This is a genomic window from Mesorhizobium sp. RCC_202 (assembly GCF_041355295.1).
Taxonomy (GTDB): domain Bacteria; phylum Pseudomonadota; class Alphaproteobacteria; order Rhizobiales; family Rhizobiaceae; genus Mesorhizobium.
The window spans coordinates 372590-398734 of sequence record NZ_JBFUPO010000002.1; the positions used below are offsets into that span (position 1 = coordinate 372590).

Annotated in this window: 22 protein-coding genes and 1 pseudogene; 15 read left to right on the forward strand and 8 right to left on the reverse strand. The window is 62.7% G+C overall.

The annotated features are described in order from the left end of the window. Positions 1-69: 69 nt before the first annotated feature. The 3 genes from AB6802_RS06075 to AB6802_RS06085 all read left to right on the forward strand — a co-directional run bounded on the left by AB6802_RS06075 (position 70) and on the right by AB6802_RS06085 (position 2675). Entirely contained in the window at positions 70-786 is a 717-nt protein-coding gene (locus AB6802_RS06075) for a response regulator (RefSeq protein ID WP_371009109.1), read from the forward strand. Beyond that, positions 783-2192, forward strand: a complete 1410-nt coding sequence (locus AB6802_RS06080; protein ID WP_371009110.1) for an ATP-binding protein — start codon at positions 783-785, stop codon at positions 2190-2192. Before AB6802_RS06075 ends, AB6802_RS06080 begins: the two co-directional genes overlap by 4 nt. Positions 2193-2285: 93 nt before the next feature. Then, entirely contained in the window at positions 2286-2675 is a 390-nt protein-coding gene (locus AB6802_RS06085) for a YciI family protein (protein WP_371009111.1), read from the forward strand. A gap of 6 nt (positions 2676-2681) precedes the next feature. Here the strand turns inward: AB6802_RS06085 and AB6802_RS06090 are convergent, their stop codons facing one another. Beyond that, positions 2682-4148: an aspartate aminotransferase family protein gene (locus AB6802_RS06090; RefSeq protein ID WP_371009112.1), complete on the reverse strand. Its 1467-nt coding sequence runs from the start codon at positions 4146-4148 to the stop codon at positions 2682-2684. A 77-nt stretch (positions 4149-4225) separates the two neighbouring features. Then, positions 4226-5311 carry a PLP-dependent cysteine synthase family protein gene (locus AB6802_RS06095; RefSeq protein ID WP_371009113.1) on the reverse strand — a complete coding sequence of 362 codons (1086 nt, stop codon included), beginning with the start codon at positions 5309-5311 and terminating at the stop codon, positions 4226-4228. Positions 5312-5523: 212 nt separating this feature from the next. Here AB6802_RS06095 and AB6802_RS06100 point away from each other — a divergent pair, with 212 nt between their 5' ends. Further along, positions 5524-7548, forward strand: coding sequence for a BTAD domain-containing putative transcriptional regulator (locus tag AB6802_RS06100; RefSeq protein WP_371009114.1), 2025 nt, complete (start codon positions 5524-5526; stop codon positions 7546-7548). A 25-nt stretch (positions 7549-7573) separates the two neighbouring features. Here AB6802_RS06100 and AB6802_RS06105 read toward each other — a convergent pair whose 3' ends face one another. The 4 genes from AB6802_RS06105 to AB6802_RS06120 all read right to left on the reverse strand — a co-directional run bounded on the left by AB6802_RS06105 (position 7574) and on the right by AB6802_RS06120 (position 11821). After that, a complete protein-coding gene (locus AB6802_RS06105; RefSeq protein ID WP_371009115.1) occupies positions 7574-8611 on the reverse strand; it encodes a rhodanese-like domain-containing protein in 1038 nt (345 codons plus the stop codon). 109 nt (positions 8612-8720) lie between these two features. After that, entirely contained in the window at positions 8721-9902 is a 1182-nt protein-coding gene (gene choV, locus AB6802_RS06110; protein ID WP_371009116.1) for a choline ABC transporter ATP-binding protein, read from the reverse strand. Continuing rightward, positions 9899-10753 (reverse strand): choline ABC transporter permease subunit, encoded by an 855-nt coding sequence (choW, locus tag AB6802_RS06115; protein ID WP_371009117.1) that lies wholly within the window; start codon positions 10751-10753, stop codon positions 9899-9901. Before choW ends, choV begins: the two co-directional genes overlap by 4 nt. 132 nt (positions 10754-10885) lie before the next feature. Beyond that, positions 10886-11821, reverse strand: a complete 936-nt coding sequence (locus AB6802_RS06120; RefSeq protein WP_371009118.1) for a choline ABC transporter substrate-binding protein — start codon at positions 11819-11821, stop codon at positions 10886-10888. A 231-nt stretch (positions 11822-12052) separates the two neighbouring features. Between AB6802_RS06120 and AB6802_RS06125 the strand changes: the two genes are divergently transcribed. Beyond that, positions 12053-12664, forward strand: coding sequence for a thymidine kinase (locus tag AB6802_RS06125; RefSeq protein ID WP_371009119.1), 612 nt, complete (start codon positions 12053-12055; stop codon positions 12662-12664). Here the strand turns inward: AB6802_RS06125 and AB6802_RS06130 are convergent. Further along, the gene (locus tag AB6802_RS06130; protein ID WP_371009120.1) at positions 12654-13568 is read right to left on the reverse strand and encodes a DMT family transporter; all 915 of its coding nucleotides are present in this window, start codon (positions 13566-13568) and stop codon (positions 12654-12656) included. The two genes, AB6802_RS06125 and AB6802_RS06130, sit on opposite strands and share 11 nt — an antisense overlap. A gap of 99 nt (positions 13569-13667) precedes the next feature. Here AB6802_RS06130 and AB6802_RS06135 point away from each other — a divergent pair, with 99 nt between their 5' ends. From AB6802_RS06135 to AB6802_RS06175, 9 genes and pseudogenes are all read left to right on the forward strand, one after another. Next, positions 13668-14525, forward strand: coding sequence for a LysR substrate-binding domain-containing protein (locus AB6802_RS06135; RefSeq protein WP_371009121.1), 858 nt, complete (start codon positions 13668-13670; stop codon positions 14523-14525). Positions 14526-14641: 116 nt separating this feature from the next. Continuing rightward, positions 14642-15031 carry a cytochrome c family protein gene (locus AB6802_RS06140; RefSeq protein ID WP_371009122.1) on the forward strand — a complete coding sequence of 130 codons (390 nt, stop codon included), beginning with the start codon at positions 14642-14644 and terminating at the stop codon, positions 15029-15031. 229 nt (positions 15032-15260) lie between these two features. Next, positions 15261-16349, forward strand: coding sequence for a hypothetical protein (locus AB6802_RS06145; protein WP_371009123.1), 1089 nt, complete (start codon positions 15261-15263; stop codon positions 16347-16349). A 34-nt stretch (positions 16350-16383) separates the two neighbouring features. Continuing rightward, a complete protein-coding gene (locus AB6802_RS06150; RefSeq protein ID WP_371009124.1) occupies positions 16384-17532 on the forward strand; it encodes a hypothetical protein in 1149 nt (382 codons plus the stop codon). A gap of 22 nt (positions 17533-17554) precedes the next feature. Then, a complete protein-coding gene (locus AB6802_RS06155) occupies positions 17555-19459 on the forward strand; it encodes an ATP-binding protein (RefSeq protein ID WP_371009125.1) in 1905 nt (634 codons plus the stop codon). A gap of 61 nt (positions 19460-19520) precedes the next feature. Beyond that, positions 19521-19670, forward strand: a pseudogene (locus AB6802_RS06160) (DUF559 domain-containing protein); the annotation flags it as partial. A gap of 109 nt (positions 19671-19779) precedes the next feature. Further along, a complete protein-coding gene (locus AB6802_RS06165) occupies positions 19780-21081 on the forward strand; it encodes a DUF6638 family protein (RefSeq protein WP_371009126.1) in 1302 nt (433 codons plus the stop codon). A 101-nt stretch (positions 21082-21182) separates the two neighbouring features. Next, entirely contained in the window at positions 21183-22307 is a 1125-nt protein-coding gene (locus AB6802_RS06170; protein WP_371009127.1) for a DUF2333 family protein, read from the forward strand. Between the two features lie 313 nt (positions 22308-22620). Continuing rightward, entirely contained in the window at positions 22621-24300 is a 1680-nt protein-coding gene (locus AB6802_RS06175) for a formate--tetrahydrofolate ligase (RefSeq protein ID WP_371009128.1), read from the forward strand. Between the two features lie 66 nt (positions 24301-24366). Here the strand turns inward: AB6802_RS06175 and AB6802_RS06180 are convergent, their stop codons facing one another. Beyond that, positions 24367-25008, reverse strand: coding sequence for a cysteine hydrolase family protein (locus tag AB6802_RS06180; RefSeq protein ID WP_371009129.1), 642 nt, complete (start codon positions 25006-25008; stop codon positions 24367-24369). Positions 25009-25134: 126 nt separating this feature from the next. Between AB6802_RS06180 and AB6802_RS06185 the strand changes: the two genes are divergently transcribed. Beyond that, complete coding sequence (locus AB6802_RS06185) at positions 25135-26133, forward strand: helix-turn-helix domain-containing protein (protein ID WP_371009130.1); 999 nt, start codon at positions 25135-25137, stop codon at positions 26131-26133. Positions 26134-26145: the final 12 nt, after the last annotated feature.

Genomic DNA, 26145 nt, shown 5'->3' on the forward strand with positions numbered 1-26145 from the left:
TGGCCTGAATTCTATCGTGTTGGTGATCGGCCAGGGGGATGCCCGGCTAACAGAATGGTAGGTTTCTGAGTGAAATCCGATGCGCACATACTGATCGTCGACGACGACAAGGGCATACGCGACCTGCTGCAGGAGTTTTTTCAGAAGCGCGGTCTGCACACCACGGTCGCCGGCGATGGCACCGAGATGGAACAGATCCTGCGCCGCACGCCGGTCGACCTGATCATCCTCGACGTCATGCTGCCCGGCAAAAGCGGCCTGGAGCTCTGCCGCGAGATCCGCGCCAACTACACGACGCCGATCATCATGCTGACCGCGGTCACCGAAACGACGGACCGCGTCGTCGGTCTCGAAATGGGCGCCGACGACTATGTGCCGAAGCCCTTCGACCCGCGCGAATTGCTGGCCCGTATCCGCGCCGTGCTGCGGCGCAACGGCACTGCCGAGCCGCGCCGGCCCGTCGCCAAGCAGATCTACCGTTTCGCCGGCTGGACGATGGATTGCGCCCGCCGCCGCCTGACGGCGCCCGACGACGTGCGGGTGGAGCTGACGATGGCCGAGTTCAACCTGTTGCAGACTTTCGTCAAGAGCGCGCAGCGTGTGCTGACCCGCGAGCAGTTGATCGAGCTCTCCGGCGGCGACACCGGCTACAGCTTCGACCGCAGCATCGACATTCTGGTCAGCCGCCTGCGCCGCAAGATGGAGGACGACCCGAAAACGCCGCAACTGATCCTCACCGTGCGCAGCGGCGGCTATCAGTTCCTGCCGGAAACGACGTCCGAATGAGACGTTTCCTGCCGCAGACCCTGCCCGTCTGGGTTCTGCTGATCGTCATAGCCGGTCTGATGATCAGCCAGGTCGCAACGCTTTATATCGTCGCGCGCGACCGTGCTGCCGCCACTGGTATTGTCGATCTCTACCGGCTGAACGACCGCGCTTTTTCGCTGGTGCAGCTGATGCATGACGCCACGCCCGAGGACCGCAAGGCGACCGCGTCGGGATTGTTCAACGCGACCTATGCGCTGACGGTTTCGGATACCCCGGCCGTCACCTCTTCGATCGCTACCGACGATGAGCTTGCCGAGCTCGAGGATATCCTGGTCGGTCGCCTGTCGAAATTCGGCATCACCGATGCACGCGTGCGCCGCGATCCCGCGACGCAGGAGTCGGATGTCCCTGAAGGCGATACCGCCAACAAGGATGTCGGCCAGGTCGAGCGCGACCTCTTAGTGCTGGCCGCCGATTTCGCGCAGAGCGACAAGCTGACCGCATCGCTGCGTTTTGCCGACGGACAGTGGCTGAATTTCACCGAGCCGATTACGCCGCCGGGGCCAATCCTGAGCCTTGACAGCCTGCCGCTCTATTCGCTGATCGCCGGACTGGTTGTGGTGATGTCGATCTGGTCGCTGCGCCGGCTGACCGCGCCTTACCGGATGATGGAAACCGCCGTCACGCGCATCGGCAATGACCTGAAAAGCCCGCCGATCGCGGAGACCGGCAGCCGCGAGATCCGCGCCGCGGCTAAGGCGATCAATGCCATGCAGATGCGGCTGCGTGACTATGTCGAGGACCGCGAGCATCTGGCGGCGGCGCTCGCGCATGATCTGCGCACGCCGCTCACCCGCATGCGGCTGCGCCTCGAATTGCTGCGCAGATCGGAGGCGCGCGCGGCGCTGGCGCACGATCTCGCCGACATCGAAAGCATCGCAAGCTCGGTCATCGACTTCGCCAAATTCGAGGTCACCGAGGAAAAGGCCGAGCGGATCGATTTCTGGTCGCTGGTGGAATCGGTCGCCGACATGTTCGAGGACGCATCTTTCGAAGACGATACAACACCGTCTCGTGGCCTGATCTGCGTGGCGCGGCCGGTGGCGCTGCGCCGCTGCCTCACCAACCTGATCCAGAATGCTGTCGCCTACGGCAAGAAGGCGCATCTCGGCGTCAGGCGATCCGGCGATACCATCACGCTGTCGATTCGCGACGAAGGTCCAGGCATTCCGCAGGCAAAGCTCGATACCGTGTTCGGTTCCTTCGTCCGCCTGGAAGAATCGCGCAATCGCGCCACCGGCGGCCTCGGCCTCGGCTTGACCATCGCCCGCAACATCGCGCGCGGCGCCGGCGGCGAGATCCGGCTTTCCAACTATCCCGGCGGCGGCCTGCTGACCGAGCTGCGCCTGCCTGTGGCAGCTTGAGTCAGGAGCCGCTGCGCTTGTCGGCAGCGCCACTGGATTGGTCGCACCATCCTTGGAATAGTGCCGCCCTTCCCGCAAAAGGAACCCGCAGCCATGTTTTACGCCGTCCTTGCCTATCACGTCGAAGACACTGTGCAGTCCTGGTCGCCCGACGAGGACGCGGCGCTGATGAAAGACCTGCTCGAGGTCAATCTCAGACTGACCCAGGAAGGCAAGCTTGGGCCGGCGGCAAGGCTTGGCGCCACGGCTGATGCCGTGACGCTGCGTGGTCCGGGCGATGGCAGGGTGATCGACGGTCCTTTCGCCGAGACCAAGGAACAGTTACTGGGGCTTTACGTCCTCGATTGCGCCAGCCGGGCCGAAGCGATAGCGGCTGCGCGTGACCTCAAGCGCGTCAATCCCACCGCCGTCTACGAAATAAGGCCGATCGTGCTCTACCGGCCTGGCTTGACCTTGCCCGGCACGCAAGCCGACGAACGGTAGCACGGCTCAGGCCGTTGCTTGTCGCCCCAGCCGAAGCATTTCGCGGATCAGAAGATCCAGGTCTTCACGGCGGGTGCGGTGATTGGCAATCGCCACCCTGAGGCAATGCTGCCCTCGAACAGTTGTATCGGACAGGGCGGCGATGCCCTCTTCCTGCAGCCTGAGCATGATTTCGGTGTTGAACGCCTTGAGCTGTTCCTCGGATGCGCCTTTCAGCCGGTGGCGGAAGCTGACGATGTTGATCGTGGTCGGCGCCATCAACTCGAGCGCCGGCTCCGCCTCGATCAGGCCGGTGAGATAGCGGGCCTGGGCGATATTCTGGTCGATCAGCCGGCCGAATTTTTCGACGCCATGCTCTTTCAGCGCCATCCAGATTTTTAATGCGCGGAAGCCGCGCGATGTCTGCAGGCCGTAGTCATGCAGCCATTCGCCGGAGGCGAGGCCGCGCGGCGCCGATTCCAGATATTCGGGTGTAACAGCGAAGGTGTTGCGGTGGGCGGCCGCATCGCGCACCAGCGCGCAGCCCGCTTCGAATGGCGCATGCAGCCATTTGTGCGGATCGAGTGCGATCGAATCCGCCTGCTCGATGCCGGCGACGAGCCGCTTGTTCTCAGGCGCGATGGCGATCAGCGCGCCGATGCAGCCATCGACGTGGAACCACATGTCTTGTTCGGCCGCCAATGCCGCAAGCGCCGCAAGATCGTCGATCGCGCCGGTGTTGACGGTGCCGGCGGAGCCGATAAGACAGGCCGGCTTAAAACCCGCTTCACGATCCTCGGCAATGGCTGCCTTGAGCGCGTCGATATCGATGCGCAAGGCGGCGTCGGTCGGGATACGCCGCAGCGCCCTGTTGCCGAGGCCGAGCGCCTCCATGGCCTTGCGGTGGCAGGAATGGATCTGCTCCGAGCCATAAAACCGGAGCGGTTTCGGCATGGCGCCGACGCCCCTCTCCCTGACATCGACCCCGGCCTTGGCGTTGCGCGCCACGGTCAGCCCGATGATGTTGGCCATCGAGCCGCCGCTGACCAGGGTGCCGCTGGCCGAGGCCGGGAAGCCCAGCATCTCCTTCATCCAGTTGACCACCTGGCTGTCCATCAGCCCGGCGGCGTGGTTGCCGCCGCCGAGGTTGGAGCCCTGGACCGCCGCCAGGAAATCGCCGAGCGCGCCGGTGAAGTTGCTGGACCCCATATACCAGGACCAGAAGCGCGGATGGATGTTGCCCATCGGATAAGGCATGACGTTGCGCGCGACCTCGCCATAGACCTCCGCCGGCGGCGTCGGTCGATGCGGCAAGGTTGACTTGAAAAACGCACGCACGTCGGCCGGCATGTCGCGCCAGACCGGGCGGTAGCGAACATCGCGCAGATAGCCGACGGCATCATCGACGATCCGGTGCGACAATGCCTGTATGTCGGCCCAGTCTCCCGGATCGAGCGTTTCGTCCACTCCGGTCGTGTCATGAAAGCTATCCATCGGTCCCTCCTGTCAGCCGGCGGCCGACACACGCCAAAGCGACGCCGCCATACCGGGGCGACGTCGCGGTCTTTTCCTCAGGCGTCGAACTGGCAGCCCGGCGTCGAGCGCGACAGCGCCGTCTCCTCGGCATCCATGTCGGCCTCGATGCCGTCGAAGAGCGGCGTCGACATGTAGCGTTCGCCGGTGTCGGGCAGCATGCACAGGATCACCGAGCCGGCCGGCGCGGTACCTGCGATCTGGCGGGCCACCGCGAAGCTGGCACCACCGGAGATGCCGGTGAAGATACCTTCCTGCTGCGCCAGCGCCTTGGCCCATTTGATGCCTTCAGGACCGGCGATCGGCACCACTTCGTCATAGTAGTGCTTGTCGATCGCCTCCTGCAGCACATTGGGGATGAAGTCCGGCGTCCAGCCCTGGATCGGATGCGGCTCGAAGGCAGGATGGCTGGCGGCCGGCGCGCCGCCGGCTCCGCGCTCCTGCGGTTTGCCGCTGCCGAGGAGCTGCGCGTTCGCGGGCTCGGCAAGCACGATCTTGACCTCAGGTCGTTCATGCCGCAGCACGCGCCCGACACCCGCAACGGTGCCGCCGGTGCCGTAGCCGGTAACGAAATAATCGAGCCTGGAACCGGTGAAATCATTGATGATTTCGCGGCCCGTCGTCGCTTCGTGGATGGCGGCATTGGCTTCCGTCTCGAATTGACGCGCCAGGAACCAGCCATTTGCCTCGGCAAGCTCGACCGCCTTCTTGTACATGCCGAAACCTTTTTGGGCGCGCGGTGTCAGCACCACTTTGGCGCCCAGCATGCGCATCAGCTTGCGGCGCTCGATGGAGAAGCTGTCGGCCATCGTGACCACCAGAGGATAGCCCTTTTGCGCGCAGACCATGGCAAGCCCGATGCCGGTATTGCCGCTGGTCGCCTCGACCACGGTCTGGCCCGGCTTCAGCTTCCCGCTGCGTTCGCCTTCCTCGATGATGTTCAGCGCCAGCCGGTCCTTCACCGAGGCCGCCGGATTGAAGAACTCGGCCTTCACATAGATCGTCGCATGCGCCGGGCCGAGATTGTTGATGCGGATCACCGGCGTATCGCCGACCGTATCGAGAATGCTGTCGAACAGCCGGCCGCGGCCGGCAGTGGTTCTGATTTTCAAGTGATTCAACATGATTTGCTCCTCAATGTGCTCACACGCCGGTTACAGGCCGGCGGCTTCGGCGGCGTGGTCTCGACACCTTGCCGCGCTAGTTGCTTGTGACTTGCCGGCAATTCGGCAACGGCCGCATCCGGCCACTTTTTTGGCTGCCGGATGCGCCCTGTCGTGTTTGGTGATAGAAGATGGAACGACTGGTCAGCGTGGGAACGAGCGTGGAAACGGACATGGAATCCGTTCGATCGGCCCTGAAAGGTGAGTCGGCCGGCTTATCCATTCGGCTGCTTGGACCACTCGCGATCGCGCGCGACGGCGTTGCCGTCGTGCTGCCCGCCTCGCGCAAGCTGCGCGCGCTGCTCGCCTATCTGGCGCTGGCGCCACACCCTGTCAGCCGCAGCCGGCTTTGCGAACTTTTCTGGGATGTCCCCAACGATCCGCGCGGCGAGCTGCGCTGGTGCCTGAGCAAACTGCGATCGGCACTCGACGAGCCCGACCAGCGCCGCGTCGAGACCGAGGGCGACACGGTGTCGCTTTGCCTCGACGGTGTCCATGTCGACGCGCTGGATGCCGTCTCGGCCGCAGCCGAAGGCATAGACACATTAAGCCTCGAGCGGCTGTCTGAACTCGCGGCGCTTTTTGCCGGCGATTTCCTGGACGGTCTCGAACTCGACCGCAGCCCGCTTTTCGGCAACTGGCTGACTGCGCAACGCCGCCGTTTCAGTTCGTGTCAGGTCGCCGTTCTAGAGCACATCGTCGGTCTTTCCTCGCAGGAAGCTGACGGCGCAAGCGCCCATCTCGACAAGTGGCTGGAACTCGCGCCATTCGACGGTCGCGCGCATGTGGCGCTGCTGGAGAACCTCGCGCGACGGGGCCAGATCGGGGCGGCAGAGGAACATCTCTCCGCCGCGGCGGAGCTGTTCAATGCCGAGGAACTGGATTTCACTCCTTTACGCGATGCATGGCAAGAAATCCGGGCTCGCAACTTCGGTGTGGCGCCAAGCGCCCGAATCGAACCAACTTTTCTGGCCCTGCGACCGCCGATCGTTGCCGTTGATTCCGAACCAGCCGCCACGCGCCGCGCTTCGCTGGCGGTGATGCCGTTTGCCGAGGAGGCAGGTCCCGTTCATGGCGGGCTCGCCGACGGCCTTACCCACGACATCATCACGCGTCTGGCCAAGCTGCGCGATTTCTTCGTCATCGCCCGAGGCTCTGTCTTTGCACTCTCTGAAAAGAACATCGCGCCCGAGGACGCCGGACGCAGGTTGAATGTCGACTATGTGGCGACGGGTTCGGTGCGCAATCTGCCGGGCCGCATCGTGGTCTCTGTCGAGTTGGTCGAGGTGCGCACCGCAAGGATCGTCTGGGGCGAGACCTTCGAACGCAAGCCCGACGACGTCTTCGCCGTACTCGACGATATCGGCAACAGCATTGTCTCCTCGATCGCCGCAGAGATCGCGACAGTCGAGCGCAACCACGCGCTGCTGAAGGCGCCCAACTCGCTCAACGCCTGGGAAGCCTATCATCGCGGCCTCTGGCACATGTATCGCTTCACCCGCGAGGAAAACGAGCAGGCGCAGCATTTCTTCAGCGAGGCGCTGAAGCTCGATCCGACCTTCGCCCGCGCCTATGCCGGCCTTTCCTTCACGCATTGGCAGAGCGCCTTCCAGCGTTGGGGCGACCGCGATCGCGAAACCGCGCTTGCTTTCGAAAGCGCCGGCCACAGTCTCCTGGTCGACGACCGCAATCCCGCCGCCCACTGGGCGATGGGCCGCGCCTTGTGGCTGCGCGGCGAGCAGGACGGCTCACTGCTGGAACTGGCAAGCGCCGTCGACCTCAGTCCCAACTTCGCGCTCGGCCATTACGCGCTGTCCTTCGTCCATTCGCAGTCGGGCGATCCGCAATCGGCGATCGGCTCGTCGGACCACTCGCGCCATCTCAGCCCCTTCGATCCGCTGCTGTTCGGCATGATGGGCGCGCGGGCCATGGCGCATGCCCGGCTCGGCGAATATGCCGAAGCCGCCGAATGGGCGCTTAAGGCAGCGGCCAGGCCCAACGCCCATGTCATCATCCTGGCGATTGCCGCGCATTGCCTTGCGCTGGCCGGACGGCAGAACGAAGCGCGCAACTTTGCCGCCGCGATCCGCAAGACGTTGCCGGGCTATGGCGCCAACGATTTCATCGCCACTTTTCGCTTCGACCGGGATGCCGAAGCGCTGTTCCGCAACGGCGCGAAGCGGATTGGACTGCACTGAACCCGCCTCAGATCAGTGTATTGGCTCAATGCATCAGCGGACCGCTGGCCTTGCGCCACGCATCGATGCCGCCCTGGATGTGGCGGGCGCTCGCAATGCCGACGTCTTGCGCCGCCTGCACGGCCATCGCCGAACGCTCGCCAAAGGCGCAATAGAACAGGATCCGTTTGGCTGTCGATTTCGCCAGTTCGTGCAGCATGCCGCCGGCGACGATGTTTTCCTGCAGCCGCCCGTAGGGCAGATGGATCGCACCGGGGATGACGCCGTGGCGCTCGCGTTCGGACTGTTCGCGCAGGTCGATCAGCGCGACATCCGGCCGGCCGACCAGCGCCAGCGCCTGTTCGGCGCTCACCGCCCAGCCGCGTGAAGCGATGTCTTCCTGATGCAGCCCGACCTTCATGTTGGCCGGCACGGCGACATCCATCATCTTGGGGTTGGACAGCTTCAGATTGTTCATGATGTCGACATACTCGTCGACCGACTTGACCTGCAGGCGCGGATTGAAGGCCTTTTCCTCGCCGATCGTCGACACGGTCTCGCCCTTGTAATCATGGGCCGGGAAAATCAGCGTCTCGTCGGCCAACCTGAGCAGGCGGCCGAAGATCGATTCATATTGCTGGCGCGGATCGCCGTTCTGGAAGTCGGTGCGGCCGGTACCGCGGATCAGCAGCGTATCGCCGGTAAAGACCCGGTCGGGCAGGATGAAGCTGTAGGAATCGTCGGTATGGCCAGGCGTGTAGATGACGTCGAGCGCCAGCCCCTCGATGGCGAGCTTGTCGCCGTCGGCAAGTCGCATCGACACCACGTCGGCCTTGGTCTGCTCGCCCATCACGGTCACGCAATGCGTCTTGTCGCGCAGCGCGCCGAGGCCGGTGATATGGTCGGCGTGAAGATGCGTGTCCACAGCCTTGACCAGCCTGAGGTCGAGCTCGTTGACCAGCTGCAGGTAGCGCTCGACCTTCTCCAGCACCGGATCGATGATCAGCGCCTCGCCACCACGGCGGCTGGCAAGCAAATAGGAATAGGTACCCGAAACGGAATCGAAGAGCTGACGGAAGATCATTCGCAGGCTCCTTGCGCCAGCCGCCATGGCCGACTGCAAGGCAAGTCTAAAACAACCACGGGATGCCCGCTAGCCGGGCAACCCCTCGGTTGTTCTAAAGGCGCAAGCTCTATCGCCTGAGAACCGCGCTTAGCACGTCTCGGATCCCGATCGCTCCAACGAAGCGTGACTGGTCGTCGAACAGCGCCACCGGCGCTGTCTGCGAGCGGTGCATGGCCAGCATCACCGTCTTCAGCGACGTGCCGGGCGTCGCCCAGAACACTTGCGCCGTCTCTTCCGGTTGTCCCTCGACGTCGGCACAGGACACCCACACCGCCGGATTGCCGTCGCGCTCGGCAGCCGCCACCAGTCCATGCTCGTCGATCTTGAAGCGCGTCGTCTTGCGCCGGTCGAGCCACACCCAGCCGTCCTTGCCTTCTTCGAGGTCGCGGCGATCGCGCATCACGTTCCACGCCGTCAGCACCGACAGCGGATTCACATTGGCGATGAAGTCGCGGACGTAGTCGTTGGCGGGCTTGAGCACGATGTCTTCCGGCGCCCCGGTCTGGACGATGCGCCCGCCCTCCATGATGGTGATGTGGGTACCGATCTTCAGCGCCTCCTCGAGATCGTGGCTGACGAAGATGATGGTCTTCTTCAGTTCCGCCTGCAACTGCAGGAGTTCGTCCTGCAGCTTGGTGCGGATCAGCGGATCGAGCGCCGAGAACGGCTCGTCCATCAACAGGATCGGCGCTTCGGTGGCAAAGGCCCGCGCCAGGCCGACGCGCTGCTGCATGCCGCCGGACAGTTCATGCGCATATTTCTTCGACCATTGGTCTAGATTGACCAGCTTGAGCTGGCGATGCACGCGCTCCTTGCGCTCGGCATCCGGCACGCCGGCCAGTTCAAGGCCGAGACCGACATTCTCCTCCACCGTGCGCCATGGCAGCAGCCCGAACTGCTGGAACACCATCGCCACCTGCTTCTGCCGCAACCGCCGCAAGGTCGGCTCGTCGCAAGTGACCACGTCGACAGTTTTGTCACCGTCCTTGACCAGCACTTGGCCGCGCGACACCACGTTGAGCCGGTTGACGGCCCTCAGCAGCGTCGACTTGCCGGAGCCGGACAGGCCCATCAGCACCGAGATCTCGCCTTCGTGCACGGTAAGACTTGCCCCGGCGCAGCCCAGCACATTGCCGGTCTTTTCGAGGATCTCGGCGCGGGTGGCGCCCTTGTCGATCATCGCCAGCGAGCCGGCCTGATCGGCGCCGAAGACGATGTCTACGTTCTTGAAGTCGACGGCGACGGTCATTTCTTGCCTCCAACGCCGATGCGCGTCATCCGGTCGAGCACGATGGCGAGCACGACGATCGCCAGGCCCGCCTCAAGGCCGAGATCGATGCGGCGCGAGCCGAGCGCGCGGTTTATTTCGGTGCCGAGACCGCCGGCGCCGATCAGGGCCGCGAACACCACCATCGACAGCGACAGCATGATCGACTGTGTCAGGCCCGCCATGATGGTCGGCAGCGCCGAGGGCAGTTCGACTTTCCACAACAGCTGGCTCTTGGTGGCGCCGAACGCTTCGCCGGCCTCGATGATCGACTTCGGCACCGAGACGACGCCGAGATGGGTGAGCCTGACCGCTGTCGGAATGACAAAGATGATGGTGACGATGAGGCCGGGCGCATTGCCGAGACCGAACAGCGTCAACACCGGGATCAGGTAGACGAAGGTCGGCAATGTCTGCATCAAATCGAGCACCGGCAGCATGACGCGGTAGACCTTCGGCTTATGCGCGGCCCAGATGCCGAGCGGCACCCCGATGGCCATGGCCATGGCGGCGGCCGCGACGACCAGCACCAGCGTCTGCACCGTCTGTTTCCAGAGGTTCTGGTTGATGATGAAGATCAGGCCGAGGAAGACGCCGATCGCAAGCGGCCGCGAGCGCTGCAACAGCCAGGCGATGATGGCGATGATCAGCGCCAGCAGCACCGGCGGCACCATCAGCAGCAGATCGACCAGCCCGTTGAGGATGAAATTGAGGCCATTGGAGAAGGCCCGGAAGATGGTGTCGAAATTATCGGTCAGGAAGCCGAAGAACGCCTTTCCCCAGGCACCTATCGGGATCTTGTGATCGACCATGAATTGCGAAATCGGATCCATCTTACCCCTCTTCGTCCATGAGCCGTCCCGCTCTCGGCTCGCGCGACGTCATCTTGTCACACGATATGAAAAAGGGCAGCCTTTTCCAGAATGGCTGCCCTTTTTTTCGGTCAAGCCGAAATCACAGTCGGCTCAGCTTCCAAGCGCGGTCTTGATCGCCGCCGCGGCATCGCCGCCGTCGAAGGTGGTAACGCCCGCGATCCACGGCTTGACCGCGTCAGGGTTCTTCTTCAGCCAGTCTTTCGCCACCGTGTTGGCGTCGCCGCCCTTCAGGATCGCGTCCATCATCTGGCCTTCCATGTCCAGATTGAACTTCAAATTGGCGATGAACTTGCCGGCATTCGGGCATTCGGTGGTGTAGCCCTTGCGCACATTGGTATAGACAGTGGCGGCGCCGAAGCCGCTGTCGCCCATGCCGTCGAGATAGGTGATCTTCATGGCGCCCATCACCGGATGCGGCGTCCAGCCGAGAAAGGCGATCCACTCATTGTTCTTCATCGACTGTTCGGCCTGCGTCAGCATGCCGGCTTCCGAGGATTCGACGAGCTCGAACCCATCGAGATTGTCCTTCGGGTTCTTGATCATGTCGAGGATGATGCGGTTGCCGTCATTGCCGGCTTCGATGCCGTAGATCTTGCCGCCGAACTTGTCCTTGAACTTGCCGATATCGGTCAGCGACCTGACGCCGGCCTCGGCGACATAGGTCGGCACGACGATGCCATAGCCCGCGCCGGTCAGGTTGGTGCTGATCGTCTCGACCGAACCGTCGGCGGTGTAATCCTTGATGTCATTGGTCATCGACGGCATCCAGTTGCCGAGGAAGACATCAAGGTCCTTGTTCTTGAGCGACGCCATGGTCACCGGAACCGACAGCTGGATCGTCTGCGGCTCATAACCGAGCGCGGTGAGCAGGACGGAGGCGACGCCGGTCGTCGCCTGAATGTCGGTCCAGCCGACATCGGAGAGACGCACCGCCTTGCAGCTTGCCGGATCGCCGGCATAAGCGGCGGTCGTGGACAGCAGCGCCGCCAGGCCGAGGCCGACGACGATAGATTTCATACGCGACATGAACTTTCTCCCATTGCAATTTTACGGCAAAGCGAAGTCACGGTTCTTGCGCCCGCCTTGTTTCGTCAGCCAAACACCATTTTGATGTTGTTTCAAGCGGCGCAACATCACGATGAACGGCGCGCACTGGCCATTACGCGACATGACAGGTTTTTGAACGACATGGAGTTTTTGGTGGACGGATCGAGCGCCCCCTCCCCGCGCGGCGGCAAGTCGGCTTAAAAGAGCGCCATGGCCAAGCTTTACTTCCACTATGCGACAATGAATGCCGGCAAGACGACCATGCTGCTGCAGGCGTCCTATAATTATCGCGAACGCGGCATGTCGACGATGCTGTTCGTCGCCGGCCACTATCGCAAGGGCGACAATGGGCTGATCTCGTCGCGCATCGGCCTTGAGGCCGAGGCCGAGATGTTCCGCGACGGCGACGATCTCTTCGCCAGGGTTGCCGAGCATCACGAACATGCCGCGGTGCACTGCATCTTCGTCGACGAGGCGCAGTTTCTCGAGGAAGAACAGGTCTGGCAGCTCGCCCGCATCGCCGACCGTCTGGGCATTCCGGTCATGTGTTATGGCCTGCGCACCGATTTCCAGGGCAACCTCTTTCCCGGCTCGCGCGCGCTGCTGGCGATCGCCGACGACCTGCGCGAGGTGCGCACCATCTGCCGCTGCGGCCGCAAGGCGACCATGGTCGTGCGCCTCGGCCCCGATGGCAAGGTGGCGAAACAGGGCGACCAGGTGGCGATCGGCAAGGACGTCTATGTCTCGCTCTGCCGCAGGCACTGGGAAGAGGAAATGGGCCGCGCCACGCCCGACGACTTCATCGGCTTCGTCAACGGCTGAGGCAGGTTCCGGTGGCCGGGACACGCCGCATCGGAAACCGCCAGCCAAGCCGCACGCCCAGCGTCGCCAGGGCAATCAGCACCATGCCGGCGGCCTGCGCCGGCCCGAGCGGATGCGCGTACAAAGCCCAGTCGATGATGATGGCGACGACCGGATAGATGAAGGTGATGACGCCGATCACCGGCGTCGTCAGGCGCGGAAAGGCCGAATTCATCAGCACATAGGCGATGCCCGTGTGCAGGACGCCGATCCCGGCGAGCCAGCCCCACGATGCCGACGGCATAGGATGGCCGATGTCGGCGAACGGAGCGAGCATCACGACGCCGACCAGCGTCTGGCAGAGTACCGTGATCTCCGCGCGCTGCTGTCCAAGGCCCTTGGCCAGGATCGTCGCCACCGCATAGAGCAGGGCGGCGCCAAGCGTCAGCGCGATGCCAAGCGCCCACTTGGCATCGGCATGGCCATGCGTGACCACGAGGCCGCTGGCCAGGACGACGCCAAGGAACGCGCCGAGCATCCACAGCGTCTGGTCGAGCGAGATGCGCTCCTTGAGGAAGACAACGCCGATCAGCACCACGAAGAACGGCTGCACATGATAGACGATTGTCGTCGTCGCGATCGATGTCATGGCGAAGCCGGCGAAGAAGGCCGTCCAGCTCAGCACCATGCAGACGCCGCCAAGTGCCGCAAGCGCCAGCCGGCTGGGCGACAGCGTCCGATCCGGCAGATAGCCGCGCAGCAGGCACCATGCGGCCAGGAACAGCGAACCGAACACGCATCGCCAGAAGACGACGGTGATGGGATGTTGTCCCGATTCCGTCACGAAGGCGCCAACTGTGCCGGCGATCACCATCGCCAGCGCGAGGCTCGCGGCGGGAAAACGGGCGGTCGATATGTCCCTCATTGCGAGGCGCTCCAACGGGTGAAATCCATCTGGCCACTTGAAGTGATTTCAATCAAGCGAATAGATTTGTCAGGATCTATTCGATATGCTGATAGCACCATGGCCGCACCGCTCGATCTCAATCTGCTGAAAACCTTCGTCGCCGTCGTCGAGACCGGCAGCCTGTCCAATGCCGCGCCTCGCGTCGGCCGCAGCCAGTCGGCGGTCAGCATGCAGATGCAGAGGCTGGAGGATATGGTCGGCAACCAGCTTCTGGTGCGCGGGCCGAGGACGGTCACCCCCAATGCGGTCGGCGAGGACTTCCTCATCTACGCGCGCCGACTGCTGAAATTGTCCGACGAAGCGTGGGCAAGCGTCACCCGGCCAAAGGAAACCGGCAGCGCGCGCCTTGGCGTGCCGGACGACTACGCCGCTTTCCTGCTGCCGCCCGTCCTGTCGCGCTTTGCCGAGGATCATCCGCTTGTGACCGTCGAGCTGGTCTGCGAGCAATCGACCGCGCTGGTGAAAACCCTTGCGGAAGGCAGGCTGGATCTGGCGATCGTCACCCGCCTGCCGGACCAGCCGCTCGATGTGATCCGGCTGGAACGTTTCGTCTGGGTGGCCTCGCCCAACCATATCGCCTGGCAGACCGATCCCTTGCCTGTCGCCCTGTTCGAGCCCGGCTGCGCGGCGCGGATGAATGTCCTGCAGGCGCTTGGCGATGCCGACCGGTCCTATCGTTGCACCTATTCCAGCGCCTCGTTGCTTGGCCTGGTCGCGGTCGTTCAGGCTGGGCTCGCGGTGGCTGGCCTGGCGCAGCGAAGCGTGCCGTCGGCGCTGCGTGTCATCGGCGCCAATGAGGGCCTTCCGGCATTGCCGGACCTTGAGATCGGCATCCTGCGCAACCCGTTGTCGACCACGCCGGCGGTCGACCGACTGCATGATTTCCTGCGCCGCGATCTGGCACAGCAAGCCTGACTTGCATGGCGGCGATCTGCTGGGTCATTGTCCGCGCGAGACAAGAGGAGCGTTTGTTAAGGCGTCGCTCCTATTTTGCGCCATCTCGTTCCAGCCAGAACTCCCAGGGGTCAGCCATGCTTCGAGCCATTTCGTCCGCTGCCATCTTCCTCCTCGCCGGCGGTCTTGCCGCCCATGCCGATGGCAATGCGGCGCTCGGCAAGAAGGTCTTCAACCGCTGCATCGCCTGCCACGAGGCCGCGACCGATCGTGACAAGGTCGGCCCGCATCTGATGGGTGTCGTCGGACGCAAGGCCGGTTCGGCGGACAGTTTCGCCGGCCATTATTCGCAGGCGATGAAGGATGCGGGCGCTGCCGGCCTCGTCTGGGACGAAGCGAACCTCGCCGACTATCTCAAGGCGCCCAGGCAGAAGGTTCCCGGCAACAAGATGGCCTTCGCCGGCCTGACCAATGACGACGACATCGCCAATGTCATTGCCTATCTAAAGGCCGATCCGAAGCCCTGAGCGGCAAGCATCGGGCATCACAAAAACAATGGCTTAAGACACATTTTCCAATGCCGCCCAACGGCAACACGCGTTACTCGCGCCATGCGCATGCTTGCCTTGGCTTTCAAGAGTTCGGCCAATCCTTTTGTTTTGGCGCCCACTCTTGTCTTCCTTCTTTCAATCGCTTGAAGCCCCACATATATTCGCCGCCACGACACGGAAACGGATGCCGAAGCGGGAGGGCCCAATGGCGACATTGCAGAATTTCGATGCCGAAATTGCCAAGACCAAGCAGGTCGTGCAGGACATGCGCACCAAGATCGAGCAGTCCGGCACCGTGCTCGACACGCTCGCCACCGCCGACAAGAAGATCGGCGACGCCAATTTCGACATCGAGAACGCCCGCATCGAGGACGTCCTCAAGCAGCAGAAGGTCATGGAAGGCAACATCGCCGACCTGATTATCGGCCTTGAGGACGCCACCAACGTCTTCGGCGCCGAGTTCGAGAGCATGAAGAACTATTCCGGTTGGGAGAATTTCGTCGGCATCTTTTCGGCGCAGCGCAAGCAGCGCATGCGCACGGACCGTGTGCGCAACATGTCGCTGGCTGGCAATCTGCAAGAGCTTCTGGCCAAATCCGACACCATCGTCGGCATCCTCAAGGCGCAGAAAGAGGTCCTCGACCAGCGCTACAAGACCTCGGAGGCCAGCCTGGGCCAGGTAATCGAGCGCCGCAAGGTGACCATGGCCAATCTCGAGGCGGTGCAAAAACGCATCGAGGAGCTCAACCCGATGCTGCTCGACATCGAGAACAAGATCGCCGCTTCGACCACCCAGAAGGAGCGCACCGAGCTTGAGGGCGAGCGTTCCAAGATGGCGACGGAATACAATGAGAAGCAGGCCAAGGAGCAGGAGTTGCTTGCCGAAAGCCAGACGCTGGAGCGTTACACCTCGATGTTCCAGACCTTCGTCGATTCGCTCAACAACCAGATCGCTGCGCAGTCGACGCTGATCAACAAGCTGACCATCGATACCGAGCAGCGCATCGTGCTGTACAAGGCGCTCGAAGACTCGCTGAAGACCGCCGCCCAACAGGACGTCGCCCACAAGATCAACACGCTGGGCAGCCAGGTCGACACCACCGCCGAGGAGACAATGGCCGGCATCGGCGCCGCCTCGCAGAAACACATCGGCGACCTGCTCGAAATGCATGAGAAGAACATGGTAGCCTCAGGCGACATCCAGCGTCGCAAGAAGCTTGCCGACGACGCCTTCGCGCGGCGCTTCGACGAGGTGATGAGGAAGCACAATTCCGCCAATTACGTGCAATCGTAAGCGGCGCGGTGGCCTTCATCGCAACGGCAGCCTCATGACACCCGAGAACGACGCGGCGGCGCGCTATTTCTCCGCCATCACGGCGGCGCTGAGCGGCCTGGAAGTGTTCATGCGCGACGACCGCTCGCCGCTCTACCGGCATGGCATCGTCGCCAAGATCGTCGCCGAATACATTGCCCGGCTGGACAAGTCCTTTGCCTGCTGGCGCAACCGGCTCGGCTTCATGGACACGTTCCGCATCTCGCGCGCCGACAGCGGCTATCCCGTCTTCCAGAACCTGCTCGAGCTGGAAAACGACCGCCAGCAGGCCGACGCCCGGCTGGCCAACATCCCGCAGGCCGGCGAATTGCGCGAGGAGATGGCCGACTTCATCCTGCGCCACAAGGAATTCCCCGAGGCGCTGCAGAGGTCGATGGCCGAAAGGCTCTATCTCGAGGACGTCAAGAGCGAGACGACCTTTGGGCCCTTCACGCTGGCGCAGACGGCAAATGTCTCGGTCAATCCGAAGACCATGCGGCCGTATTATCTCGTCCATTGGGCATGCTTCGATGGCAGCGCCAACCTGCCGCTGGTCTACATGGTGACATTAGAGGATTCGTCCGAAAGCATGGTGCGGCAGCTGGTCGACAGCAGCACCGGCAAGCTGGACGAGCGCGTCGACATTCCATTGCCCGTGGACGGCCTGCTCAATCCCGAGCTTGCCCACCGCTTCGACGACTTCACCGAGAAGAATTCGGCCTATACGCTGTCACCGGCGACGATCGCGGTCAATCTCGACAAGGATTTCGAGCCGCTGCATCCCAAGCAGCTGCGGCGTGTGGTGCTCGGCCCCTTCTACTCGGCCGGCATCACCGACAACAATTCGACGGTGACCGAAGTGCTTGCCAAGGTGCGCAAGCCGGAAAACGCCTGGCTGCTCACCTGGACCATCCAGGAAGTCTTTTCCAAGAGCGAGAAGCCTGGGCGCAAAGGCCTGTTCTCCAGCGAGAAGACGACGCAGGAGTTCTACATCAACACCGACGACCTCGAAGCGGCGCGCCAGGGTGTTTCGAGCTACGAGAACCATGCGCTGATCCCGCACGAGGCCTATCAGGCGCTCTACGCCGCCGGCGAAGCGCAAAAAATCTTTTCCGGCTACAAGGTCCACATCCTGTCCAACGGACAGGTGATCAGCGACGTCTGATTTCAACCGCGGAGCATCCCTCATGGACACCGGGCTGACCACGATTTCGGAAGCGGCAATCGAAAAACACCGCACGATCGCGCAGAGCTTCATCACCCGCATCGTCGTGCTGGAGGATCCGGCGCGCGAATCCGGCACCGCGCTTGCCGGCACCAACCGCCGCTTCGTCTCGACGGTTTCGGTCGGTTCGGTGCGCCGCACGCGCGAGGTCGAACTGTCAAAGACCGTCGCCGCCATTCATCCCGACGACCAGCTGATGACCATACCGCAGCACACGCTGCTCTACCGCGCCCGGCGCGGCCTGGCGATCGCGCTGGCGATATCGGATGTCTTTGCCGAGGGCTCGGATCTTGAGAGCCTGCAGGCCAAGAATGCCCGCGCCCCTCTCGAAGGCGACGAAGCAGGGACCTTCAAGAAGCTTCTGTCAGCTTCGGCTTACATTTCTGCCTTTAGTTTTGCCTCCTATCTCTTCCAGCTGATCGACAGCGACGGCGAGGCGCCGAATGACATCCCCGAACCGGATCTCCTGTTCGAGACCCCGCAGGACGCGGTGAAGTCGATCGTGGCTGGCCTCGACAAGGCGATTGCCGGTTCCAGAGACGATACCGACCTGATGACGCGGGCGCGCGCCTTTGCCCGCGTCGCCATTGACGGACTGCTGGCGCGCAAGGGCCGCTTCGACGGCATTGGCCCGTTCGAGAACGCCCATATCCGCATCGACGTCGACGATTTCACCCTCGACGGTTTCGATGTCGCGCCCGGCAAGCGCTCCAAGCCGCTGGTAATGACCTTCAAGAAGCCGGAAGAGGTTGTCGGCAACCACATCGCCAAATACCAGTCGGTCAAATTGGCCAAGATGCTGATGGCCTATGATTTCGAGCGCGAGCTGAATCCGTTCGTCGAGCTTGGCGGCTTCCTGTTCACCTTCATCGGCGACGGCGCGCCGGGCACCGGCAAGACGACTTTGATCCAGATGATCGCCGGTCTCGTCAATGGCTATTGCCAGGTCGCCTCCTATCCCTTTGCTTATGAGAATTTCGGCGTCGACCAGATCTCGTCTTACCAGGGCAAGTCGGGCCAGAACTGCCGCCAGTTCATCAACAATGTGCTCAATCCCCGCGTCATCGGCTTCGGCACCATCGACGACATCGATCAGGTGGCCGCCAGACGTTCCGACGACCGCGCCTCGGCCGGCCAGCAGGAAATCACCGGCGTCTTGATGGACGCCTTTGCCGGTGCCGCCACTGTCGTGCGCGGCAACTGCTCTTTCGGCATGTTCTCCAACTATCCCGAAAATGTCGACGACGCGCTGCGCCAGCGCGCCGGCGCCCGCTGGCTGGTCGACGGACCGCAGACCCGCGACGACTATATCGACATCTTCGTGCTGCTCGCCGGCAAGAACCACGAGATCCCACTCGGCAAGCACGAGCTCTATGCCGCGCAGGAAATCCAGCGCGCAGTGACCGAGGCTTACGAGGAGCATGAAAAGCCGCAGGAAGACGGGCTGATGAAGGTCTATGAGCGCTACATGAAGGAAAATGGCGCGCCGAAATCGATGGCCGACATCGGCACCTACCTGCACCTGATCAAGGACGCCGAGCCGCGCTTCACCGGCCGCGCCATCAAGAACGTCACCGACGCCATCAAGATGCGCGCCATGGACATCGAGCTTCCCGACGACTGGTTCGAGAAGCCGGAAGCCTTCATGCACAAGGGCTATGACGAGAAGAAAGCCATGATCGAGGAACTGCGCGGTCCGTTCTCCATGGACATGGTCATGCAGGAGATCAACCGCTACGCCGATTCCGAGTTCCGCTATTCCGACAAGTCCGACGACGCGGCGGTGGAGAAGCTGCTGCGCGACGCGCGCCTACGCGAACGCGCGGCGCGCGAGATGGAGGAGATGAAGAAGAAGGGTTCGTGGTGATCTTTTCCTTCTCCCCGTTTACGGGGAGAAGGTGCCCGAAGGGCGGATGAGGGGCAGCGCCATGCGTGGAAGAAATGAGCCGAAGGTGGCGAGAGCCCGGGAGCTTCGAAAGGTCGAGAACGATGCCGAGGAAAAATTATGGCACGAACTGCGTGGGCGACGATTGAACGGCTACAAGTTTATTCGTCAGCTGCCGATCGGTCCGTATTTCGATGCGAAATTTCTGCCGGCCGCGGCGTTGGAGCAAGAACAATGAGCGTCGGCGCCGCCCCTCATCCGCCCTTCGGGCACCTTCTCCCCGTGAACGGGGAGAAGGAAAAATGACCGCCAAAAAGCTCGATCTCCTCCGCGACAACGAACTCATCTACGGCCGGCTGCTCGCCATCGACGAGCCGCACCTCATCCAGCGTTACAACAAGGCACTTGCCGCCTTCGGCCTCAAACCCACCAAGCTGAAGAGCTTCCAGATCGACCGCACCGGCTTCTCGCCCGAAGTGGCCGAGGAATGCGGCGACTACGACTATCTCGATCCCAATGAGGTCAATCGGCGCTTCATCATCCTGACGCCGTCGCAGATCGATTTGCCGGTGGTGCACACGGCCTTTTCCAACACCTCGCAGCTGATGTTCGAGTTCATGTCCAAGAACCAGCGCGCCATCGATGCGCTGACCATCAAGGACGTCATCTACGGCGAGATCGAGGATTCCGTTCCCCTGGTCAACGACATCGAGGACCTGCTGTCGATCAGCCAGGTCGAGTTCAAGGTCCTGTCGGCGGAGGATGTGCTGGGCAAGGCCGCCGAACTCGGCAAGCTGGTCGACCGGCTGAAGCAGGAGCCCAACGCCTGGCGCGACAACGCCATGCTGCAACGCATGGTGGACCTGGCGAAAGTCTGCGGCGACATCCGCGAGAACGCTCTGGTGCCCGACCAGGTGATCTTTCGCCACAACGCCTACTGGACCAGCCATTTCGGCGGCCTCTATGTCTTCGTCGACCCCGACATGACGACCGTGATCAGCGACCCGACCGTGCCCGGCTTCCGCCGCTCGCGGCCCTGGCAGGTGAGCTATTTGTCGATCAACGATGCCGACAAGGTTTTCAAGTTCCTGGCCTCGACCGGCCGCATCGAACTGCCCCGCGCTTCCTGGGTCGAATCGTCCGGCTATCTCGAGCATCGCGCCGAGATGGTGGTGCGCGCTTTGATCCGCGACGCGGAGCCAAACCGCAATTTGACCGACGTCGACAAGGTCTGGCTGCAGACCTGGATCCACGGCCATGCCGACCTGATCGCCAGGGATGGTAATTTTCCTTTCCTCAATGCCGCCAAGCGCGAGATCGCCCAGCTCGGCCATCTCAAGATCGAGGATGTGCCGCCGCGCCAGCGCTTTCTGGTGGTGCGCGCCAAGCCCGACCATCCCGATGCCTGGCTGACCAACCAGCTGATCTCGGACTTCGTGCCGCAGGATTTCGTTTCGCGCTACGTCTTCAACAAGCCTGGTTTCTACAAGGACTATGACGGCTTCAGCGACGCCTGGCGCTCACATGTTGTGGACGTTCTGAAAACTACATATTTGAAGGACAAGGTGGCGTTCCGCGCGCGCCTTTACGGCCTGACTGACTAGAACGAAATGAACCGTCATTTCGTCCTACCTGTTTTTTCGGCGCATGATGTCATCCAAAAAGTCTGCAACTTTTTGGCATCATGCTTAGGGGTGCCACAGCCATGCTCGACCCGATCGTGAACTTTTTCACCCAGATCTTCCAATGGATAGGCCGTGGTATCGGCTTCGTCATCGGTATCATCCTGTGGCCATTCCTGTGGGCCGGGCGCTGGTACACGCAACGCGGCTGGATCCTCAAGTCCGTGGTCGGCCTGGCCATTGTCGTGCTCATCGGCCTCTATGCCAACTTCTTCTACGCCACGCAGTGGTGGAACAATTTCGACCCGAACTATCCCGACAAATACACCTTCGAGAAACGCAACATCTCGGCCGGCGAGCAGGTCTCGGCCGGCGCCGGCACCGATACCGCCAAGACCTGCGGCAATTCCGGTATCGCCCAGGTGGCTGCCGATCTGACGGATTTCAACGTCAATCAGAACGCCTGGATCTCGTCGATGATCCTCTACAAGCTTGGCCTGTTCAGCATCGACTGGGACGACACGCCATGGATGGACAACAAGGCCTCCTTCCAGCGCGGCATCAATCAGGCGGTGCGGCGCACCGCCACCGAACTCGCCGACAATCTCGGCCGCGTTCGCACCACCTCGCAGATCGATAGCGATCTGCAGGACGCGCGCGGCAATCTGCAATTCGACGAATACACCTGGTATTTCGGCATCAACCCGTTCGGTCCAAAGACGCCGACACCGAGCTATTATCGCGACGCCGTGCGCAAGCTGCGTTCTTTCAACGCCCGCCTTGCCACCTGCCAGGCGACGTTCGACGCGCGCGCCGACAATCTGAAGCAATATATCGACCGTATCGCCTCGGACATCGGCTCGACCTCGGCGATCCTCAAGGAGCGTGCCGAAAACCACAACAATGGCTGGTTCGACTTCCGCGCCGACGATCGCTACTGGTTCGCCTATGGCCAGCTCTATGCCTATTACGGGCTGATGAAGGGCGCTCAGGCCGATTTCGAGGACGTGATCAAGGAAAAGCACCTGCAGAGCCTGTGGGATACGATGGACGCGCAGTTCGTCTCGGCCTTGAAGATCCAGCCCTTCATCATCGCCAATGGCCGCGAGGACGGCTGGCTGTTGCCGACGCATCTGACGACCATGGGCTTCTACATCCTGCGCGTGCGCTCCAACATGGTCGAGATCAGCAACGTGCTGACCCAATAGGGCTGGCTTCAAGCCGCCAGGGCGATGGCGGATTTGCGCCCTCGCCCCTGTCGCTTTTCGCGCATTTGGCGGCTGTTTTGAGACGGCGGAGCGGCTTCCGCTCTGGCTTCTATACGCCGCAAGCGGCCGGGCCCTTAGACCCGAACAGGGTCGAACCGGGAACAGCAGCATTTTTTCTTCGCAGGAAACATAGTTGCATGAAAGTTGACGCCGCGACAGCGACAGCGATAGAACATGCCCTAGAGCCCGCCTGGCGTCTCTAACATGCACAAATGATCAAACCCTCCACCGTCCAATCCAGAGGAACGCCGTCATGGCCGAAGTAAAGTCCGACATCGAGATCGCGCGCGCCGCCAAGAAAAAACAGATCCAGGAGATTGGACAGAAGATCGGCATCCCGACCGAACATCTGCTGCCCTATGGCCACGACAAGGCCAAGATCTCCGCCGAGTTCATCAAGTCGGTGAAGGGCAACAAGGACGGCAAGCTGATCCTGGTCACCGCCATCAACCCGACGCCGGCCGGCGAAGGCAAGACCACGACCACGGTCGGCCTGGGCGACGGCCTCAACCGCATCGGCAAGAAGGCGATCGTCTGCATCCGCGAGGCCTCGCTTGGTCCGAATTTCGGCGTCAAGGGCGGTGCAGCCGGCGGCGGCTACGCACAGGTCGTGCCGATGGAGGACATGAACCTCCATTTCACCGGCGACTTCCACGCTATCACCACGGCGCACAATCTTCTGTCGGCGCTGATCGACAACCACATCTACTGGGGCAATGAGCTCGGCATCGACACCCGCCGCGTCGCTTGGCGCCGCGTCATGGACATGAACGACCGGGCGCTGCGCGAAATTATCTGCTCGCTCGGCGGCGTCGCCAACGGCTATCCGCGCGAAGCCGGATTCGACATCACCGTCGCCTCTGAAGTCATGGCGATCCTGTGCCTGTCCACCGACCTCAAGGATCTCGAAAAGCGCCTCGGCGACATCATCGTCGCCTATCGCCGTGACAAGTCGCCGGTCTATGCCCGCGACCTCAAGGCCGACGGCGCCATGGCCGTGCTTCTGAAGGACGCCATGCAGCCGAACCTGGTGCAGACGCTGGAGAACAACCCGGCCTTCGTCCATGGCGGCCCGTTCGCCAACATCGCCCATGGCTGCAACTCGGTCGTCGCCACCACGACGGCGCTGAAGCTCGCCGACTATGTCGTCACCGAAGCCGGCTTCGGCGCCGACCTTGGCGCTGAAAAGTTCTTCGACATCAAGTGCCGCAAGGCGGGCCTGAAGCCGGCAGCGGCCGTCATCGTCGCCACCGTGCGCGCCATGAAGATGAATGGCGGCGTCAAGAAGGAAGACCTCGGCAAGGAAAACATCGAGGCGGTGAAGAAGGGCTGCGCCAATCTCGGCCGGCACATCGAGAACATCCGCCAGTTCGGCGTGCCGGCGGTGGTTGCCATCAACCACTTCTATTCCGACACCGACGCCGAAATCCAGGCGATGAAGGACTATGTCGCCTCGATGGGCGAAGAGGCGATCCTGTGCAAGCATTGGGCCAAGGGCTCGGCCGGCATCGAGGACCTCGCCAACAAGGTGGTGCAACTGGCCGAATCCGGCGCCTCGCAGTTCGCGCCGCTCTATCCCGATGACATGCCGCTGTTCGAGAAGATCAATACCATCGTCCAGCGCATCTATCGCGGCTCGGAAGCGATCGCCGACAAGTCGGTGCGCGATCAGCTCAAGGCCTGGGAAGAAGCGGGGTATGGCAAGTTGCCGGTCTGCATGGCCAAGACCCAGTATTCCTTCTCGACCGATCCGAACCTGCGCGGCGCGCCGACCGGCCACACCGTGCCGGTACGCGAGGTCAGGCTCTCGGCCGGCGCCGGCTTCGTCGTCGTTATCTGCGGCGAGGTCATGACTATGCCGGGCCTGCCCAAGGCGCCCTCTTCGGAAAAGATCTTCTTGAACGAAGCCGGCCAGATCGAAGGGTTGTTCTAAAAAACCCTTCAACTCCTGACAGAAAGGGCGCCGCAGGCATGCGGCGCCCTTTCTGTTTGGGAGATCTTACGCCGCATTGCGCGCCAACGCCCGCTGGTTCGACGCATAGATCGTGTCGCGTTCCGGCAAGGCGCCGGTCTTCAGGCAGCCAATCCATTCCGCCGTCTTCAGCACCGCGGCGAAGCGCGACTGCAGCACGATGCTCACCACCCGGTGGATCTCCTCGGCCGAGGCATAGCCGGCGCTGTTGGCATAGGGCACCGCGCCGGAGGCATCGGAAAGGAACTCGACGGCAAAGCCCATATGCACGGCGTGGATGATGGTCGACAGGTCGCAATTATGCGTCATGTAGCCGACGACCGCGATCGTATCGATGCCGTTGGCGTGCAGCCACTGTTCCAGGTCGGTGCCGGTGAAGGCCGAAGGCAGCTTCTTTTCGACATAGTGGTCGCGGGCGCGTCTGGCGATCTCGGGATGCAGCTCGCCGCCATGGCTGCCCTTGGCGAAGATCGGTGAGGTCTCAGGCGCCATCTGCTTGACGACGACGATCTTGATGCCGGCGGCCGCCGCCGCGTCCATGGCGCGCGCCACATTGACCACGCTCTCGTTGAACGGCGGATGCTGAATGGCGAGGTTGCCGCCGTCATAGTCGTTCTGGACATCGACGACGATAAGCGCGCGGCGAGGCTGATTGGCGGGTTTCGACATGGATAGGCTCCTTCTTCTGTGTTGATGAAATGCAGGCTAGGCGGCTGACCCGCCAGCAAAAAGCGGCCCGATTGACATCATTCGAAAGAATTGGGACAATCGACATCTTATCGGAAGGTCCATGCCATGAAGAGCCCGATCATCGCCGCCGTCGCCTTTGATGGCATCAGCCCGTTTCACCTCTCCGTGCCTTGCCTGGTGTTCGGCGCCGACCGGACGAAGCTCGGTCTGCCCCGCTTCGACTTCCGGGTCTGCGCCACGGAGGAAGGTACGATCCACACCGATGCCGGATTGAGCATCGTCGTGCCTTACGGGCTTTCCGCGCTCGATGAAGCAGACATCGTCATCGTCCCCAGTTGGAAGGATCTCGAAGCACCCGTGGCCAAGCGGTTCAAGGAGGCGCTTCAACGCGCCCACCGGCGTGGCGCCCTGATCGTGGGATTATGCCTCGGCACCTTTGCGCTTGCCGGCGCCGGGCTGCTTGCCGGGCGGAAGGCAACGACACATTGGGCCTATACCGACCAGTTGCAGGCGCTTCACCCCGATATCGAGATCGATGCCGACGTGCTCTACATCGACGATGGCGATATCATCACCTCGGCCGGTGTTGCCGCGGGACTGGACTGCTGCCTGCACATCGTGCGCGCCCGCTACGGCGCCGAGGCGGCGCTGCGGCTCGCGCGCCACGTGGTCCTGTCACCGCATCGCCAGGGTGGGCAGGCGCAGTTCATCGAGCGCCCGCTTGCGTCGACGCCGAACGCCGACCGGTTCACGCATGCACTCGATCAGGTGAGTGCGACACCAGGCGAAGCGCACAGCCTCGACAGTGTTGCCGATGTGGCCGGTCTCACCCGCCGCACCTTCACGCGCCGCTTCCAGAAAACCATCGGCACCAGTTTTGGCGATTGGCTGGCCGACCAGCGCGTCGCGCTGGCGCAAAGGCTGCTGGAGCAGACGGACAAGTCGATCGACATGGTCGCGTTCGAAGCCGGCTTCGGCAGCGCTACCTCGCTGCGCCAGCATTTCGCCGCGCGGCTGAGGACTTCGCCGATGCAGTACCGGCGCGAATTCTCAAGAGCCGTTCCGGGAACGGTGTATAGCGGTGCTGCGTCCGCGATTGCGTGACGTGAGCCGCGT

Bases quoted from the DNA above. Each gene is read 5' to 3' on its own strand.
- AB6802_RS06145 (WP_371009123.1), top strand. From the start codon at position 15,261: ATGGCGACATTGCAGAATTTCGATGCCGAAATTGCCAAGACCAAGCAG.
- AB6802_RS06130 (WP_371009120.1), bottom strand. From the start codon at position 13,568: ATGAGGGACATATCGACCGCCCGTTTTCCCGCCGCGAGCCTCGCGCTG.
- AB6802_RS06100 (WP_371009114.1), top strand. From the start codon at position 5,524: ATGGAATCCGTTCGATCGGCCCTGAAAGGTGAGTCGGCCGGCTTATCC.
- AB6802_RS06165 (WP_371009126.1), top strand. From the start codon at position 19,780: ATGACCGCCAAAAAGCTCGATCTCCTCCGCGACAACGAACTCATCTAC.
- AB6802_RS06140 (WP_371009122.1), top strand. From the start codon at position 14,642: ATGCTTCGAGCCATTTCGTCCGCTGCCATCTTCCTCCTCGCCGGCGGT.
- AB6802_RS06120 (WP_371009118.1), bottom strand. From the start codon at position 11,821: ATGTCGCGTATGAAATCTATCGTCGTCGGCCTCGGCCTGGCGGCGCTG.
- AB6802_RS06095 (WP_371009113.1), bottom strand. From the start codon at position 5,311: ATGTTGAATCACTTGAAAATCAGAACCACTGCCGGCCGCGGCCGGCTG.
- AB6802_RS06085 (WP_371009111.1), top strand. From the start codon at position 2,286: ATGTTTTACGCCGTCCTTGCCTATCACGTCGAAGACACTGTGCAGTCC.
- AB6802_RS06080 (WP_371009110.1), top strand. From the start codon at position 783: ATGAGACGTTTCCTGCCGCAGACCCTGCCCGTCTGGGTTCTGCTGATC.
- AB6802_RS06175 (WP_371009128.1), top strand. From the start codon at position 22,621: ATGGCCGAAGTAAAGTCCGACATCGAGATCGCGCGCGCCGCCAAGAAA.
- AB6802_RS06170 (WP_371009127.1), top strand. From the start codon at position 21,183: ATGCTCGACCCGATCGTGAACTTTTTCACCCAGATCTTCCAATGGATA.
- AB6802_RS06125 (WP_371009119.1), top strand. From the start codon at position 12,053: ATGGCCAAGCTTTACTTCCACTATGCGACAATGAATGCCGGCAAGACG.
- AB6802_RS06185 (WP_371009130.1), top strand. From the start codon at position 25,135: ATGAAGAGCCCGATCATCGCCGCCGTCGCCTTTGATGGCATCAGCCCG.
- choW (WP_371009117.1), bottom strand. From the start codon at position 10,753: ATGGATCCGATTTCGCAATTCATGGTCGATCACAAGATCCCGATAGGT.
- AB6802_RS06180 (WP_371009129.1), bottom strand. From the start codon at position 25,008: ATGTCGAAACCCGCCAATCAGCCTCGCCGCGCGCTTATCGTCGTCGAT.
- AB6802_RS06155 (WP_371009125.1), top strand. From the start codon at position 17,555: ATGGACACCGGGCTGACCACGATTTCGGAAGCGGCAATCGAAAAACAC.
- choV (WP_371009116.1), bottom strand. From the start codon at position 9,902: ATGACCGTCGCCGTCGACTTCAAGAACGTAGACATCGTCTTCGGCGCC.
- AB6802_RS06090 (WP_371009112.1), bottom strand. From the start codon at position 4,148: ATGGATAGCTTTCATGACACGACCGGAGTGGACGAAACGCTCGATCCG.
- AB6802_RS06135 (WP_371009121.1), top strand. From the start codon at position 13,668: ATGGCCGCACCGCTCGATCTCAATCTGCTGAAAACCTTCGTCGCCGTC.
- AB6802_RS06105 (WP_371009115.1), bottom strand. From the start codon at position 8,611: ATGATCTTCCGTCAGCTCTTCGATTCCGTTTCGGGTACCTATTCCTAT.
- AB6802_RS06150 (WP_371009124.1), top strand. From the start codon at position 16,384: ATGACACCCGAGAACGACGCGGCGGCGCGCTATTTCTCCGCCATCACG.